Source organism: Streptomyces sp. NH27, from assembly GCF_056859195.1.
Genome location: NZ_JACEGK010000163.1, coordinates 1 through 14,199 on the forward strand (window position 1 = coordinate 1; position 14,199 = coordinate 14,199).

The 14,199-nt window shown below is 72.5% G+C and carries 15 protein-coding genes and 1 pseudogene; 13 read left to right on the top strand and 3 right to left on the bottom strand.

Annotated features, from left to right (window positions below):
• Positions 1-8 precede the first annotated feature (8 nt).
• Positions 9-746 (top strand): dethiobiotin synthase, encoded by a 738-nt coding sequence (gene bioD / locus AC13HU_RS15595; RefSeq protein WP_483042473.1) that lies wholly within the window; start codon positions 9-11, stop codon positions 744-746.
• A 46-nt stretch (positions 747-792) separates the two neighbouring features.
• Here the strand turns inward: bioD and AC13HU_RS15600 are convergent, their stop codons facing one another.
• Positions 793-1,164, bottom strand: coding sequence for a fic family toxin-antitoxin system, toxin component (locus AC13HU_RS15600; protein ID WP_483042460.1), 372 nt, complete (start codon positions 1,162-1,164; stop codon positions 793-795).
• Positions 1,161-1,397 carry an antitoxin gene (locus tag AC13HU_RS15605; RefSeq protein WP_483042461.1) on the bottom strand — a complete coding sequence of 79 codons (237 nt, stop codon included), beginning with the start codon at positions 1,395-1,397 and terminating at the stop codon, positions 1,161-1,163. The genes AC13HU_RS15600 and AC13HU_RS15605 overlap by 4 nt, the downstream gene beginning before the upstream one ends.
• Positions 1,398-1,542: 145 nt before the next feature.
• Here AC13HU_RS15605 and AC13HU_RS15610 point away from each other — a divergent pair, with 145 nt between their 5' ends.
• The 11 genes and pseudogenes from AC13HU_RS15610 (at position 1,543) to AC13HU_RS15660 (ending at position 12,214) form a co-directional block, all read left to right on the top strand.
• A complete protein-coding gene (locus AC13HU_RS15610) occupies positions 1,543-1,965 on the top strand; it encodes a GNAT family N-acetyltransferase (protein WP_483042462.1) in 423 nt (140 codons plus the stop codon).
• A 182-nt stretch (positions 1,966-2,147) separates the two neighbouring features.
• Positions 2,148-3,512 carry a hemolysin family protein gene (locus AC13HU_RS15615; RefSeq protein ID WP_483042463.1) on the top strand — a complete coding sequence of 455 codons (1,365 nt, stop codon included), beginning with the start codon at positions 2,148-2,150 and terminating at the stop codon, positions 3,510-3,512.
• Entirely contained in the window at positions 3,509-4,525 is a 1,017-nt protein-coding gene (locus AC13HU_RS15620) for a hemolysin family protein (protein WP_483042464.1), read from the top strand. Before AC13HU_RS15615 ends, AC13HU_RS15620 begins: the two co-directional genes overlap by 4 nt.
• Positions 4,526-4,799: 274 nt before the next feature.
• The gene (ctaD, locus tag AC13HU_RS15625) at positions 4,800-6,530 is read left to right on the top strand and encodes an aa3-type cytochrome oxidase subunit I (RefSeq protein ID WP_483042465.1); all 1,731 of its coding nucleotides are present in this window, start codon (positions 4,800-4,802) and stop codon (positions 6,528-6,530) included.
• 245 nt (positions 6,531-6,775) lie between these two features.
• Positions 6,776-7,117, top strand: coding sequence for a hypothetical protein (locus tag AC13HU_RS15630; RefSeq protein WP_483042466.1), 342 nt, complete (start codon positions 6,776-6,778; stop codon positions 7,115-7,117).
• 111 nt (positions 7,118-7,228) lie between these two features.
• Positions 7,229-8,071 carry an SGNH/GDSL hydrolase family protein gene (locus AC13HU_RS15635; RefSeq protein ID WP_483042467.1) on the top strand — a complete coding sequence of 281 codons (843 nt, stop codon included), beginning with the start codon at positions 7,229-7,231 and terminating at the stop codon, positions 8,069-8,071.
• Positions 8,072-8,111: 40 nt separating this feature from the next.
• Complete coding sequence (purB, locus tag AC13HU_RS15640) at positions 8,112-9,545, top strand: adenylosuccinate lyase (protein ID WP_483042468.1); 1,434 nt, start codon at positions 8,112-8,114, stop codon at positions 9,543-9,545.
• On the top strand, positions 9,542-10,177 hold the full coding sequence (mug, locus tag AC13HU_RS15645) for a G/U mismatch-specific DNA glycosylase (RefSeq protein WP_483042474.1): 636 nt from the start codon (positions 9,542-9,544) through the stop codon (positions 10,175-10,177). Before purB ends, mug begins: the two co-directional genes overlap by 4 nt.
• A gap of 119 nt (positions 10,178-10,296) precedes the next feature.
• Positions 10,297-10,569, top strand: a pseudogene (locus AC13HU_RS15650) (MmyB family transcriptional regulator); the annotation flags it as partial.
• 103 nt (positions 10,570-10,672) lie between these two features.
• Positions 10,673-10,822: a hypothetical protein gene (locus tag AC13HU_RS15655; protein WP_483042469.1), complete on the top strand. Its 150-nt coding sequence runs from the start codon at positions 10,673-10,675 to the stop codon at positions 10,820-10,822.
• A gap of 234 nt (positions 10,823-11,056) precedes the next feature.
• The gene (locus tag AC13HU_RS15660) at positions 11,057-12,214 is read left to right on the top strand and encodes an ROK family protein (RefSeq protein WP_483042470.1); all 1,158 of its coding nucleotides are present in this window, start codon (positions 11,057-11,059) and stop codon (positions 12,212-12,214) included.
• Positions 12,215-12,392: 178 nt separating this feature from the next.
• On the opposite strand, the gene AC13HU_RS15665 is transcribed toward AC13HU_RS15660, so the two are convergent.
• Positions 12,393-13,157 (bottom strand): GntR family transcriptional regulator, encoded by a 765-nt coding sequence (locus AC13HU_RS15665; protein WP_483042471.1) that lies wholly within the window; start codon positions 13,155-13,157, stop codon positions 12,393-12,395.
• 346 nt (positions 13,158-13,503) lie between these two features.
• Between AC13HU_RS15665 and AC13HU_RS15670 the strand changes: the two genes are divergently transcribed.
• Positions 13,504-14,199 (top strand): SDR family NAD(P)-dependent oxidoreductase (locus AC13HU_RS15670; RefSeq protein WP_483042472.1); only part of this gene is annotated, 696 nt, incomplete at its 3' end.

The following is a 14,199-nucleotide window of genomic DNA, read 5'->3' on the forward strand; positions in this document are numbered from 1 at the left end:
GTGCGGGTATGGCGATCGTTGTGGTGACCGGGACGGGCACCGAGGTGGGCAAGACGGTGGCGACGGCGGCGGTCGCGGCTGCTTCGCTTGCGCAGGGGTTGAGCGTGGCGGTGCTGAAACCCGCGCAGACGGGGGTGCTTGAGGGCGAACCCGGGGACGCCGCGGAGGTCGCGCGGCTGGCCGGCGAGGTGACGGCGGTGGAACTGGCGCGCTACCCGGAGCCGTTGGCGCCGGCGACGGCGGCGCGGCGGTCGGCGCGGCCGGCGGTGACCCCGGAGGAGATCGCCGAGGCCGCGGCGAAACTCTCGGCCGTGCACGACGTGGTGCTGGTGGAGGGCGCCGGGGGGCTGCTGGTGCGGTACGACGAGAAGGGCTCGACGCTCGCGGACGCGGCGGCCCTGCTGCACGCGGGGGTGTTGCTGGTCACGCAGGCGGGGCTGGGCACATTGAACGCGACAGCGCTGACCGCGGAGGCGATGCGGGCCCGCAAACTCACCTGCCTCGGTGTGATCATCGGCAGTTGGGCGAGCGAGCCGGGCCTGGCCGAGCGCTGCAACGTGCTGGACCTGCCGGAGTCGGCGGGGGCGCCGCTGCTGGGCGCGCTGCCGCAGGCCGCCGCGTCCCTGTCGCCGACGGCGTTCCGCGCCGCGGCCCGCGACTGGCTCGCCCCACAGCTGGGCGGCGTGTGGGACCAGGCCGCCTTCGCACAGGTCTACGGGCCCCCGCAGCCCGCCGCGCAGGGGTAGGGCGGGGGCTTGTGGCCCGGTCCGGATCGGCGCCCCGGCGCCACCCTCAGCGGGTCCAGGCGCGCAGTTCGCCGGCGATGCGGTCGACGCCGACCCCGCCGTCCTTGACCAGGCGGGCCAGATCGCGGACCTGCTCGGCCGACGTGGTGACCTTCAGCCCTTCCGCGACGAGGTAGGCGTAGGCCACGGCGGTGGCGAACAGCGCGTTGGACCGCTCCAGGGCCGGGACGTGCAGCAGCAACTGGAGCAGCGCGGCGGCCCGCAGGTGCTCGTCTCCGTAGACGGGGCGGCCGAATATCTCGGCGCGGTGCCGGCTCACGGCGGCCACGAGCGCGCCCCAGTCGGTGACCTGCGGGTCCCCCGGCGTGTTGTGTTCGGCGACCATCAGCAGCCAGGCGAGGTCGATCCGCAGGGTCAACGGGCGCCTTCACCGGTGTGGGGTGTACTGCCGAACTCCTCGTCGAAGACCGCTTCGTAGCGCTTCATGAAATCGGCCGCCGCCTGGACGAACGCCCGGCCGTTCTCCCCCTCGTCCTGCTGGACGAGTTCCTCGATGTAGCGGTTCACGCTGATGCCGCGCTGCGAGGCGCGCTCCCGCGCCGTCTCCGCCGTGGCTTCTTCCACCCGCACGTTCAACTGGGTTTTCGCCATGCGTCCACGCTAGTGCTCGGGTGCTAGTAGCGGCAAGAGCGCTCTCCGGGATCGTCCGGACCGGGCCGCCGGCCGCTCCGTCCGCCATGTCTCGGATCGCGAAATTGTCCGGGGCGCGGCGACCGGGGCTGATTGGCTGGGGCGCATGGACGATCTTCGGATACGGCCGGCCGCGGCCGCGGACGCCGGCGCCGTACTGGCCTTCTGGCAGGTGGCCGCGGAGGGCACCAGCATCAGCGACGACGAGGCGGGGGTGGTCGGGCTGGTCACGCGCGACCCGGAGGCGCTGCTGCTCGCCGAGCGCGACGGGGCCCTGGTGGGGTCGGTGATCGCCGGGTTCGACGGGTGGCGGTGCCATCTGTACCGGCTCGCCGTTCACCCGGATGCCCGCAGGCAGGGTGTGGCCCGGGCGCTGCTGGAAGCGGCGGAGGAGCGGTTCCGCGCGCTCGGCGGGCGGCGCGGCGACGCGATGGTGCTGGAGGCGAACGAACGGGCGCAGCACGCTTGGCGGGCGGGCGGGTACCTGCCCGAGGAGCAGTGGCGGCGCTGGACGAAGTGGTTGGCCTAGCACCCGGCTCGGGCGGACCCTCCGGGGTGGCCCGTGCTGTCGGTTCCGGGACCAGCCGCCGGTGGGGGCTCGCCGCGCAGCTCCCCGCACCCCTTGGTTCTGGGCGCCTTGGACCCACTTTGCCGGGTTCGTGTGGGTGCGGGTGGGCGGTGGCTGGTTGATCATGGGTGCGAGGTGTTCCGATGATCGAAACGCTCTTGGTGGCGGTGGCGCTGCTGCTCACGTTCGTGTGCGGGGGGTTCGTCGCGGCGGAGTTCTCGTTGACGACCGTCGAGCGCGGCGAGCTGGAGCGCGCGGCGAGGGACGGGGAGCGCGGGGCGGCGGCGGCGCTGGCCGCGGCCCGTTCGCTGACCGTGCAGTTGTCCGGCGCGCAGCTCGGGATCACCGTCACCGGGCTGATCATCGGCATGCTGGCCGAGTCGTCGGTCGCGAAGTTGCTGCGCGGGCCGCTGCGGGCCGCGGGGCTGCCCGAGTCCGGGGCGGCTTCGCTGGCGCTGGTGCTGGGCACGGTGCTGTCCACGGTGGCGCTGATGGTCATCGGCGAGCTGGTGCCGAAGAACTGGGCGATCTCCCGGCCGCTGGAGGTGGCGAAGGCGGTCGCGGCCCCGCAGCGCGCGTTCAGTGCGGCGTTCGGGCCGCTGATCCGGCACCTGAACAACACCGCCAACCGGGTGCTGCGCCGGATGGGCCTGGAGCCGGCCGAGGAACTGGCCTCCGCGCGGGGCCCGCAGGAGCTGCGCGCGCTGGCCCGGCACTCGGCGAAGGCGGGCGCGCTGGAGCCGGACACCGCCGAGCTGTTCGTACGCACCATCGGCCTGGCCGACCTGACCGCGCAGAACGTGATGACGCCCCGGGTCCAGGTCACCGCCCTGGAGGCGCGCGCCACCGCCGAGGACGTCGCGAACGCCACCCGCGCCACCGGCCTGTCCCGTTTCCCGGTCTACCGCGGCACCCTCGACGCGGTGATCGGCACCGTGCACATCAAGGACGTGCTGGCGGTCCCCGCCGACCACAGACCCCGGGTGCCGGTCACCGAGCTGCTGCGCGAGCCGCTGCTGGTGCCGCACTCCCTGGCCGTGGACCGGCTGCTCGACCGGTTCTCCGGCCGCCGGTCGATGGCCGTGGTGATCGACGAGTACGGCGGCACCGCGGGCGTCGCGACGCTGGAGGACATCGTCGAGGAGGTGGTCGGCGAGGTGCGCGACGAGCACGACCCGCTCGAAGTGCCCGACCTGCTCTTCCTGCGCGAGGACCCGCTGGGCCGCCGGATCTACGACGCGGACGGCGCGGCCCGCACCGAGGACCGGCTGGAGCGGATCGGGCTGCACGCGCCCGACGGCCCCTACGAGACGCTGGCCGGCCTGGTCGCGCAGCGGCTCGGGCGGATCCCGGAGCGCGGTGACGTGGTCGAGGTGGAGGGCTGGCGGATCGAGATCACCGACGCGAGCGGACGGCGCGCCGCGCGGGCCCGGCTGGTCTCCCCGCCGAGCGGGCCCGGCACCGGGGACGGCGCCGGGGCCGCCGACGGGACGGGGGCCGCGCGGTGACCGCCGTCCAGCTGGTGGTGGGCCTGCTCACCATCGTGGTGAACGCCTTCTTCGTCGGCGCCGAGTTCTCGCTGATCTCGGTGCGCCGCGACCAGATCGAGCCGCGGGCCGAGGCCGGCGACCGGCGGGCGCGCCGGGTGCTGTGGGGCCTTGAGCACATCTCGCCGCTGCTGGCCGCCGCCCAGCTCGGCATCACCGCCTGCACGCTGGTACTCGGCATCGTCGCGGAGCCGGCGATCGCGCACCTGCTGGAGCCGCTGTTCCATGTGGCGCGGCTGCCGGACGGCGCGGTGCACCCGGTGTCGTTCGTGATCGCGCTGGCGCTGGCGACCTACCTGCACATGCTCTTCGGTGAGATGGTGCCGAAGAACATCGCGCTCGCCGACCCCGTGCGGTCGGCCCTGCTGCTGGGGCCGCCACTGGTCGCGCTCACCCGGGCGCTGCGCCCGCTGATCTTCGCCATCAACGCGCTCGCCAACGCGGGACTGCGGCTGGCGCGGGTGGAGCCGCGCACCGAGATCGCCGCGGTGTTCTCCGACGACGAGCTGTCGCGGATGGTGGTGGACGCGGGCGCCGCCGGGCTGCTGGACGAGCGGGCCGCTGAGCGGCTGCGGGACGCGCTGGAGCTGGGCCGGCGGCCGGTCGGCGAGATCGTGCTGCCGCCGGAGAAGGTGGTACGCGCCCGGCTCGGCATCACCGCGGAGGGGCTGGAGACCCTGAGCGCCCGGTCCGGCTTCTCCCGCTTCCCGGTCGCCGACGACGACGGGCGCGTCCTCGGCTACCTCCACGTCAAGGACGCTCTCGACGCCGAGCCGCGTGACGCCCCCTTTCCCCGTTCGGCGCTGCGCCGTATCACCCGCGTCGGCGCGGCCACGCCGCTCGACGACGTCCTCACCGCCATGCGCGCCGGCCGCGCACACCTCGCCGCGGTGGTGGACGCCGACGGGCACGGGGTCGGCCTGGTCACCATGGAGGACGTCCTCAAGGAGCTGGTGGGGCGGGGCCGGGCCTGACCCCCTGGGCACCGCGACGGTGTCCCTCGGCGCCCCGGCGTCCCGGCGTCACTCGGCGTCCCCTGCGTCCTCCGGTGTCCCCCGGCGTGCGGTCCGCCTTCCCGGCACGAGCCTTCGGCGCAGCGCGCGATGCGCATTCCCGACTTTCGATCTACCCGACTATTGATCAACCCGGCTGACCCGTCGGCGAGGCCGCTTCGGTGAATGCCCCGTGATTGCCATTGTTCGACTACGGCCGATCACCGGCCGGCGTCGAATTCAGGGGAGTGATGAAGTGACGGCTGGCAGTACCGCGGAGCCGGTCGGCGTCGACGATTCCTATGAGGACGAGGTGCCGGCCAGGCGGAAGCGCCCGGGCAGCGTGTTCGTGAGTTGGGCGACCACCACCGATCACAAGACGATCGGCACGATATACCTGGTGACGACATTCGCCTTCTTCCTCATCGGCGGCGTGATGGCGCTGCTGATGCGGGCCGAACTCGCCCGCCCCGGCCTTCAGTTCCTGTCCGCCGAGCAGTACAACCAGGCGTTCACGATGCATGGCACCGTGATGTTGCTGCTGTTCGCGACACCGTTGTTCTCGGGCTTCACCAACTGGATCATGCCGCTGCAGATCGGCGCGCCCGACGTGGCGTTCCCGCGGCTGAACATGCTCGCCTACTGGCTCTACCTGTTCGGCTCGCTGATCGCGGTGGGCGGATTCGTCACCCCGCAGGGCGCGGCCGACTTCGGCTGGTTCGCCTACTCGCCACTGTCCAACGCGATCAACTCGCCCGGTATCGGTGCCGACATGTGGATCATGGGCCTGGTGATGACGGGCTTCAGCACGATCTTCGGCGCGGTCAACTTCATCACCACGATCATCTGCATGCGCGCCCCCGGCATGACGATGTTCCGGATGCCGATCTTCTGCTGGAACGTGGTGCTCACATCGCTGCTGGTCCTCTTCGCCTTCCCGGTGCTGGCCGCCGCGCTGCTGTGCCTGGAGGCCGACCGGAAGTTCGGGGCGCACATCTTCGACGCGGCCAACGGCGGCGCGATCCTGTGGCAGCACCTCTTCTGGTTCTTCGGCCACCCAGAGGTGTACATCATCGCGTTGCCCTTCTTCGGGATCATCAGCGAGGTGATCCCGGTCTTCGCCCGCAAGCCGATCTTCGGATATCTGGGGCTGGTCGCGGCGACGATCGCCATCGCCGGCCTCTCGATCACGGTGTGGGCGCACCACATGTACGTCACCGACTCGGTGCTGCTGCCGTTCTTCTCGTTCATGACCTTCCTGATCGCGGTGCCGACCGGGGTGAAGTTCTTCAACTGGATCGGCACCATGTGGCGAGGTTCGCTGAGTTTCGAGACACCGATGCTGTGGTCCATCGGCTTCCTGATCACCTTCCTCTTCGGCGGTCTGACCGGGGTGATCCTGGCATCGCCGCCACTGGACTTCCACGTCTCGGACTCCTACTTCGTGGTCGCGCACTTCCACTACGTCGTCTTCGGCACGGTGGTGTTCTCGATGTTCGCCGGATTCCATTTCTGGTGGCCGAAGATGACCGGCAAGATGCTCGACGAGCGGCTCGGCAAGATCACCTTCTGGACGCTGTTCTTCGGTTTCCACGGCACCTTCCTGGTGCAGCACTGGCTGGGTGTCATCGGAATGCCCCGCCGCTATGCCGACTACCTCGCGGCGGACGGCTTCACCACGCTCAACACCGTCTCCACGATCAGTTCGTTCCTGCTCGGCCTGTCGATACTGCCGTTCCTCTACAACGTGTGGAAGACGGCGAAGTACGGCAAGAAGGTCGGGGTCGACGACCCGTGGGGCTACGGCCGTTCGCTGGAGTGGGCGACCTCCTGCCCGCCGCCGCGGCACAACTTCGTCACCCTGCCCCGGATCCGCTCCGAGTCGCCGGCGTTCGACCTGCACCATCCGGAGATCTCGACCCTCGACGACTCCTCCCACCGGCCGGCCCGGTCCATCCCGGTGACGCCGGGCGACACAGACAACTAGTGCCGTGACCGGCAAGGTTTGCCCGGTAGCGAGGTGTCCTGGCACTCCCCCATGGCCTTCGGCGTGGGGGTGCCCCCAGGCCGCAAGGCGGCCGGAAGCCCTCGTAGTGGGCCTACTCGGGCTTTCGGCCAACGCTGGGGGCACCACCCGCCGAAGGCAGGGGGAGGGCGCGCGTGCCAGGGCGGCGAGCGGGGCAAACCTTGCCGGGAGGGGCACTAGCAGCCGATGATCGGACGGGATCACTCGTGGGCGCGGACAGGAACCACCTCTCAGGGCTCGACCGGATCGAGGGCTATCTGCTGTGGAACGCGGAGTTGGCGCAGGCCCGCCGTGAGGCAGCCGGCTTCACCGCACATCTGCCCTGGCTGACGACCGCGCAGCGCGAGGAGGTCGAACGGGTCTACGTCGCCGACCGCGTGCGGGTGTCCCGCGAGGTGCTGCGGCGCATCGTCGATCGCGCCGCGGAACTCCGCGACGAGTACACGGAGCGCTACCGGTACCTCAGAAGGCGCTGCCTGGCGGCCGCCGTGATCGGTGGCAGCGCGGCGGCCGGCGCCCTGGGCGCCGCCGCGTACCTGGCCCGCTGACGGCCCGCTGACGGCCCGCCGACGGTCCCCGGATCTCGCCGCGGGCAAGAACACCGCGGCCGGCAGGGGCCGCCGTTGCCATGGTGTTCCCGCCGGTAGGATCTGCGTGCCATGCAGACGCCAGTCACATATTCCAGCCTCGTCGCCGTCGGAGACTCCTTCACCGAGGGCATGTCGGACCTGCTGCCCGACGGTTCGTACCGCGGGTGGGCGGACCTGCTCGCGGCGCGGCTCGCGGCGACGTCCCAGGGGTCCGGCGGTGAGGGCGTGCGCTACGCCAACCTCGCGGTGCGCGGCAAGCTGATCCGGCAGATCGCCGACGAGCAGGTGGACGCGGCGGCCGCGATGCGCCCGGACGTGATCACGCTGGTCGGCGGGCTCAATGACGTACTGCGGCCGGGCTGCGACGTGGCGGCGGTGTGCGCGGTGCTGGAGAGCTGCGTACAGCGCCTCGCCCCGGCCTGCGACCGCCTGGTGCTGATGCGCAGCCCGATCAGGCGCGGCCCGGTGGCGACGCGGTTCCTGCCGCGGATGGTGGAGCTGTTCGACTTCGTGGAGTCGCTGGCGGCCGCGCACGGCGCGGTCGTCGTCGACCTGTACGGGGCGCACGTGCTGGGTGACGCGCGGATGTGGGCCGAGGACCGGCTGCACCTGACCGCGGAGGGCCACGAACGGGTCGCGGAGGCGGTCTGGCAGGCGCTCGGCCTGCCCCGACAGGCGGACTGGACCCGCCCGCTGCCCCCGGAGGTGCGCGCCGGTTGGGCCGCCCGCCGTGTCTCCGATCTGCGCTTCACCCGCGCCCACCTGCTGCCGTGGATCGGCCGCCGCCTGACCGGGCGGTCCAGCGGCGACGGCCGCAGCCCCAAGCGGGCCGAGCTGCTGCCGTACGACATGCCGCACGACGTGTCGTACGACCCGTTCGCCGCACGAGCCGTGCCGAGCGGCGAGCGCTGACCGTACGGGGCACCCCCCGCGACCAGTAGAATCACCACACGTGACAGCCAAGCCGCGTATCCCGAATGTCCTCGCCGGTCGCTATGCCTCCGCGGAGCTGGCCGCACTGTGGTCGCCCGAGCAGAAGGTGGTGCTGGAGCGCCGGCTGTGGCTGGCGGTGCTGCAGGCCCAGGCGGACCTGGGCATCGAGGTGCCGCCGGGGGCGATCGCGGACTACGAGCGGGTGCTGGAGCAGGTCGACCTCGACTCGATCGCGGAGCGCGAGAAGGTCACCCGGCATGACGTGAAAGCCCGCATCGAGGAGTTCAACGCGCTCGCCGGGCACGAGCAGGTGCACAAGGGCATGACCTCGCGGGACCTGACCGAGAACGTCGAGCAGTTGCAGATCCGGCTGTCGCTCGAACACGCGCGGGACCGTACGGTCGCGGTGCTCGCCCGGCTCGGACAGCTCGCCGGGCAGTACGGCGAGCTGGTGGTGGCGGGCCGCTCGCACAATGTCGCGGCGCAGGCGACCACGCTCGGCAAGCGGTTCGCGACGGCGGCCGACGAGCTGCTGGTGGCGTTCGGACGGGTCGAGGAGTTGCTGGCGCGGTATCCGCTGCGCGGCGTCAAGGGCCCGGTCGGCACCGCGCAGGACATGCTGGACCTGCTCGGCGGGGACAGCGGCAAGCTCGCCGACCTGGAGCACCGGGTCGCCGAACACCTGGGCTTCTCGCGGGCGTTCAGCTCCGTCGGCCAGGTCTACCCGCGGTCGCTGGACTACGAGGCGGTGACCGCGCTGGTGCAGCTGGCCGCGGCGCCGTCGTCGCTGGCGAAGACGATCCGGCTGATGGCGGGGCACGAACTGGCCACCGAGGGCTTCAAGCCCGGCCAGGTCGGCTCCTCGGCGATGCCGCACAAGATGAACACCCGGTCCTGCGAGCGGGTCAACGGCCTGATGGTGGTGCTGCGCGGCTACGCCTCGATGACCGGGGAACTGTCCGGCGACCAGTGGAACGAAGGCGACGTGTCCTGCTCGGTGGTGCGCCGGGTGGCGCTGCCGGACGCGTTCTTCGCGTTCGACGGGCTGCTGGAGACATTCCTGACGGTGCTGGACGAGTTCGGGGTGTTCCCGGCCGTCGTGGCACGCGAACTGGACCGCTACCTGCCGTTCCTGGCCACCACGAAGGTGCTGATGGGCGCGGTGCGCGCCGGGGTGGGCAGGGAGGCCGCGCACGAGGCGATCAAGGAGAACGCGGTCGCGTCGGCGCTGGCGATGCGCGAGCAGGGCACCGAGCGCAACGAACTGCTGGACCGGCTCGCCGCCGACCCGCGCATCCCGCTGGACCGGGCGGCGCTGGACGCGCTGATGGCCGACCGGCTGTCGTTCACCGGTGCCGCGGCTGATCAGGTCGCGGAGGTCGCGCGCCGGGTCGAGGAGGTCGTGAAGGCGTACCCGAGCGCGGCGGCGTACCGGCCGGGGGCGATCCTCTGACGCCGGAGGAACTGGCGCAGGCCCGCACCCTTACGCTGCGGGACGTCGTCGGGCCGGGGTTGAAGGTGCTGTTCTGCGGAATCAACCCCGGCTTGATGTCGGCGTACCGGGGCGAGCACTTCGCCCGGCCGGGCAACCGGTTCTGGCCGGCGCTGCACGCCTCGGGTTTCACCCCGCGCCGGTACGCGCCCGCCGAGCAGGAGGATGTGCTCGCGCTCGGCTTCGGGCTCACGAACGTGGCACCACGGGCGACCGCGCGGGCCGACGAGCTCACCGCCGAGGAGCTGGTGGCGGGCGGCCGGGCGCTGACCGCGAAGGTGGCGCGGCACCGGCCGCAGTGGCTCGCGGTGCTCGGCGTGACCGCGTACCGCGTCGCGTTCGCCGACCGGCGGGCCACGGTCGGGCCGCAGGAGCGCATGCTCGGCGCCACCCGCATCTGGGTGCTGCCCAGCCCCAGCGGCCTGAACGCGCACTGGACGCCCCCGGCCCTCGCCGAGGAGTTCGCCCGGCTGCGCGCGACCGCCTTCACCGAGGAGCGGGCAACCACGCCTGCGGACGCGGACACCGGCGCTCCGGCCGCGGCGCCGGACGGCCCGCTCAAGTACATGTCGGCTCCCCGGACGAGGGGTTGAGGCGCGGCAACACGCCGCCGCTGCCCGACCTCGACCCGCCGACCGGCTACGCGCCGGGGCTGCCGGACGTGGCCCCGCGCCTCCAGCAACTCCTGCACGACATGCACGACGTCCCAGCGATGATCATCCACCGGCGCATGGACGTCCTGGCCTGGAACCGCGCGGCGGTCGCCCTGCTCGTCGACTTCGGCGCGCTGCCCCCGGCCCGGCGCAACCTCATCCGCCCGGCCTTCCTCGACGACGCCTTCCGGTCGCAGTACGTGGACTGGCCGGCGGTGGCCCGCGAGTGCGTCGCGGTCCTGCGCATGGAGTCCGGCCGGCACCCCGAGGACCCGGATCTGGGTGCCCTGATCGCCGAACTGAACCAGAGCGACGCGGACTTCCGTACCTGGTGGGCCGACTACCGCGTCGCCGGGCCCCGGCGCCGACTACCGCGTCGCCGCGCCCCGGCAGCCAACCAAACGCCTGCGCCACCCCACGGCCGGCGAACCGACCGTGGACGTCCAGCAGTTGTCCGTCGACACCGACGCCGACCAGCTGCCGGCCGCCTGCACCGCGCACGACGCGCAGTCCCGCGACGCCCTGGACTTCCTCCTGCGCCGGACCGGAGGACCCCACCGTGCCCCGGCCGCGTCGCAACCCTGATAGCTTCGCCGATCGGGCGACGACACGACCCGGCGGGCGGCCGACACCAGGCCGTGGTGCGGGGGCGTTTCGGCAGGTCGTACGGTATGCGGCGGCGGTGCGCGGCGGGCGGGTGCACGGCCCGGCGGGCGCCACCAGGCGAAGCCGTGCGGAAGGGTGCCCGGTGGCACTCGCCGCGTGGCGCCGTGCCCGGTACGATCCGCCACACACAGGTACAGGCTGGAAGGACACACCTTGGAGCGCCTCACCGGTGGGGACCCGTCCCTGCTCAGGCGGATCAACTCCGCGGTCGTCCTGCACGCGTTGCGCGGAGCGCAGACCCCCACGCTCACCGAGCTGGTGCACACCACCGGGCTGTCCCGACCGACGGTCGAGGGCGTCATCGAGGGCCTGACCGAGTCGGACCTGGTGGTCGAGGTCGCCCCGGAGCCGGGCGACACCCGCAAGCAGGGCCGGCCGGCCCGCCGCTTCCGCTTCCACGCCGAGGCCGGGCACCTGCTGGGCGTCGAGATCGGCGCGCACCAGGTGCGGGCGGTCCTCTCCGACCTCAGCGGCCAGGTGCTGGACACGCTCGGCCACGACGTGGCGGAGGCGGCCGGCGCCGACGACCGGATCGACCGGGTCCGTGGCACCGTCGCCGACCTGCTGCGCAAGGCGGGCGTGGCGCGCAGCACGCTGTGGGCGGTGGGGGTCGGCAGTCCGGGCATCGTGGCGGCGGGCGGCGAGATCCGGTTGGGCACGGCGCTGCCGGGCTGGACCGGGCTCGCGCTCGGCGAGCGGTTGCAGCGGTCGTTCCGCTGCCCGGTGCTGGTGGAGAACGACGCGAACCTGGCCGCGGTCGCCGAGCACTGGAAGGGCGCGGCGGTCGGCACGGACGACGTGGTGTTCGTGCTGGCCGGGCTGAGCCCGGGCGCCGGCTCACTGATCGGGGGACGGCTGCACCGCGGTTTCGGCGGCGCGGCCGGGGAGATCGGCGCGCTGCACCTGCTGGGGCGCGAGGTGACCCCCGAGCACCTGCTGTCGACCACCGGGACCCCGCTGCACCCGCTGGACGAGCCCGCCGTGGAGCGGGTGTTCGCGCTGGCCCGCGAGGGCGACGTGCAGGCGAAGGACGCGCTGGACCGGTTCCTGCGCCGTCTGGTGCACGACGTGGCCGCGCTGGTGCTGGCGATCGACCCGGAACTGGTGGTGGTCGGCGGCTGGGCGGCCGGTCTCGACGGCGTACTGGAGCCGCTGCGCGCGGAGTTGGCCCGCTACTGCCTGCGGACGCCGAACGTGGTGCTGTCCGCGCTGGGCCAGGAGGCGATCGCCACGGGTGCGCTGCGGCTGGCGCTCGACCACGTGGAGGAGCAGTTGTTCGCGGTCGAGCAGACATCGCTGCCGCGGCACTGAGCGGGGGCGTACCTGCCGGCTGGGGCGGCGCCCGCGTCCGTGCTCCCCGTGTCCGCACGCCCCCGCGTCTGTACTCCCCCCGCACGACCGCGGCCCGCCCCGTGGTGCTAGGGGCGGGCCGGCGGTGGAGCGGACGCGAGGGGGCGCGCCTTGAGCGGATCGGGTACGGACCCGTCCGTCAGGACGCCTGACGGCGGCTGCCGGACTGCTCGTGCAGCACCTCGAGCGCGCCGGAGTCACCGAAGGTGAGCCGGCAGGTGTCGGCACGGTACGTCGCGACGGAGGCGGCGGCGACGCGGCCCTCCGCGTAGTAGCGGGTGGTGACGACCAGGACGGGTGCGCCGGGCAGCCGGTCGAGCTGCTTGGCGTCCTCGGCGCGGGCCGAGCCCAACTCGACGGAGCGGTCCTCGCCCTCCAACTCCAGGGCGTGCAGTTCGTGCAGCACCGCGGGGCCGTGCTCGGCGGGGGTGAGCAGCGTCGACAGGCCGGGCACGGACGCGGCCGGCACGTAGAGCAGTTCGGTGGCGACCGGCTGGCCCTGCGTGACCCGCTCGCGGCGGACGGTGTGCACCGCCTCCTCGCGGTCCGTGTCGAGCAGCGCGGCGATCGGGGCGGGGGCGGCGGCCTCGACGCAGCCGACGGTCTTCCACGCGTCGCGCACGGCGCCGGGCCATACGTTCGCGGACGGGCCGACGGCCACTCCGATCCGGGGCGGCGCCACGGTGGTGCCGACGCCACGCCGGCGCTGGAGCCGGCCTTCCAGCTCGAGCTGTTCGAGTGCCTGGCGGAGCGTGGCCCGCGCGACACCGAAGCGCGCGGCGAGGTCCCGCTCGTTGGGCAGGATCTCACCGACCTCGAACTCCGAGTCGAGGGCGTCGTTCAGCACGGTCTTGAGGTGCCAGTACTTCGGCTCCTGCACCGCTTCGAGCTGCGTGGTCCCCACCCTGTCCTCGCAATCGCCGTGGTCGTGACCGCCGGGCCCTGCCGGGTCACACCTTGTTAAGCCTTGTTTCCGAACCAGTCTTTATTAAAGGTCCTTGCACTACTAGGGACGATAGAGGCGTGTCGCAAACTTGGTCAAGACCAATCCTCGAACCTGCCCATGCCCGACGGAAGCGGATACATGCGACGTTCATACGATGTTGACGGTGTGCTGCAATAGCGTTCGTGATCTCCGCGGGGCGGGGCGGCACCGCATGCGACATGACACGGCATGCCACAACACAGCAGGCGAACAGCACGGCATGGCATGGCATGGCGTGCCGAACGGCACAGCGAGGAGCGAGGCGATGGAGCAGGTCACCCTGGTCACGGGAGGCAGCCGGGGCATCGGGGCGGCGGTGGCGCTGAGGCTGGCCGCGGCCGGCCACCAGGTCGCGATCGGCTACGAGCGGGCGAAGGACGCCGCCGACGACGTGGCCCGGCAGATCCGCGCGGGTGGCGGCACCTGCCTGGTGCACCAGGTCGACACCAGCGACGAGCAGCAGGTCGACGCGTTCTTCGGCGCGGTGCGCGACGAACTCGGCCCGGCCACCGGCCTGGTGAACAACGCGGGCATCACCGGCCCGCTCGGCCGGTTCGCGGAGACCCCGGTCGAGGTGATGCGCCGGGTGGTGGACGTCAACGTGATGGGCGCGCTCATCTGCGCCCGCCGGGCGGTGCTGGACATGTCCACCCGGTACGGCGGGAAGGGCGGCGCGATCGTGAACATCTCCTCGGGCGGGGCCACTTTGGGCAGCCCGGGCGAGTACGTGCACTACGCGGCGAGCAAGTCGGCGGTCGACTCGATGACGGTCGGCCTGTCGAAGGAGCTGGCCGAGGAGGGTGTACGGGTCAACTCGGTGCAACCCGGGATGATCGTGACCGACATCCACGCGGCGATGGGCGACGCACAGCGGCCGTGGCGCAAGAGCGACCGCATCCCGATGCGGCGCCCCGGGCAGCCGGATGAGGTGGCCGGCGCGGTGGCGTGGCTGCTCTCCCCC

What these genes read in the sequence shown, in the direction of transcription:
- bioD (WP_483042473.1), top strand. Translation starts at nt 9, where the DNA reads ATGGCGATCGTTGTGGTGACCGGGACGGGCACCGAGGTGGGCAAGACG.
- AC13HU_RS15605 (WP_483042461.1), bottom strand. Translation starts at nt 1,397, where the DNA reads ATGGCGAAAACCCAGTTGAACGTGCGGGTGGAAGAAGCCACGGCGGAG.
- AC13HU_RS15610 (WP_483042462.1), top strand. Translation starts at nt 1,543, where the DNA reads ATGGACGATCTTCGGATACGGCCGGCCGCGGCCGCGGACGCCGGCGCC.
- AC13HU_RS15615 (WP_483042463.1), top strand. Translation starts at nt 2,148, where the DNA reads ATGATCGAAACGCTCTTGGTGGCGGTGGCGCTGCTGCTCACGTTCGTG.
- AC13HU_RS15635 (WP_483042467.1), top strand. Translation starts at nt 7,229, where the DNA reads ATGCAGACGCCAGTCACATATTCCAGCCTCGTCGCCGTCGGAGACTCC.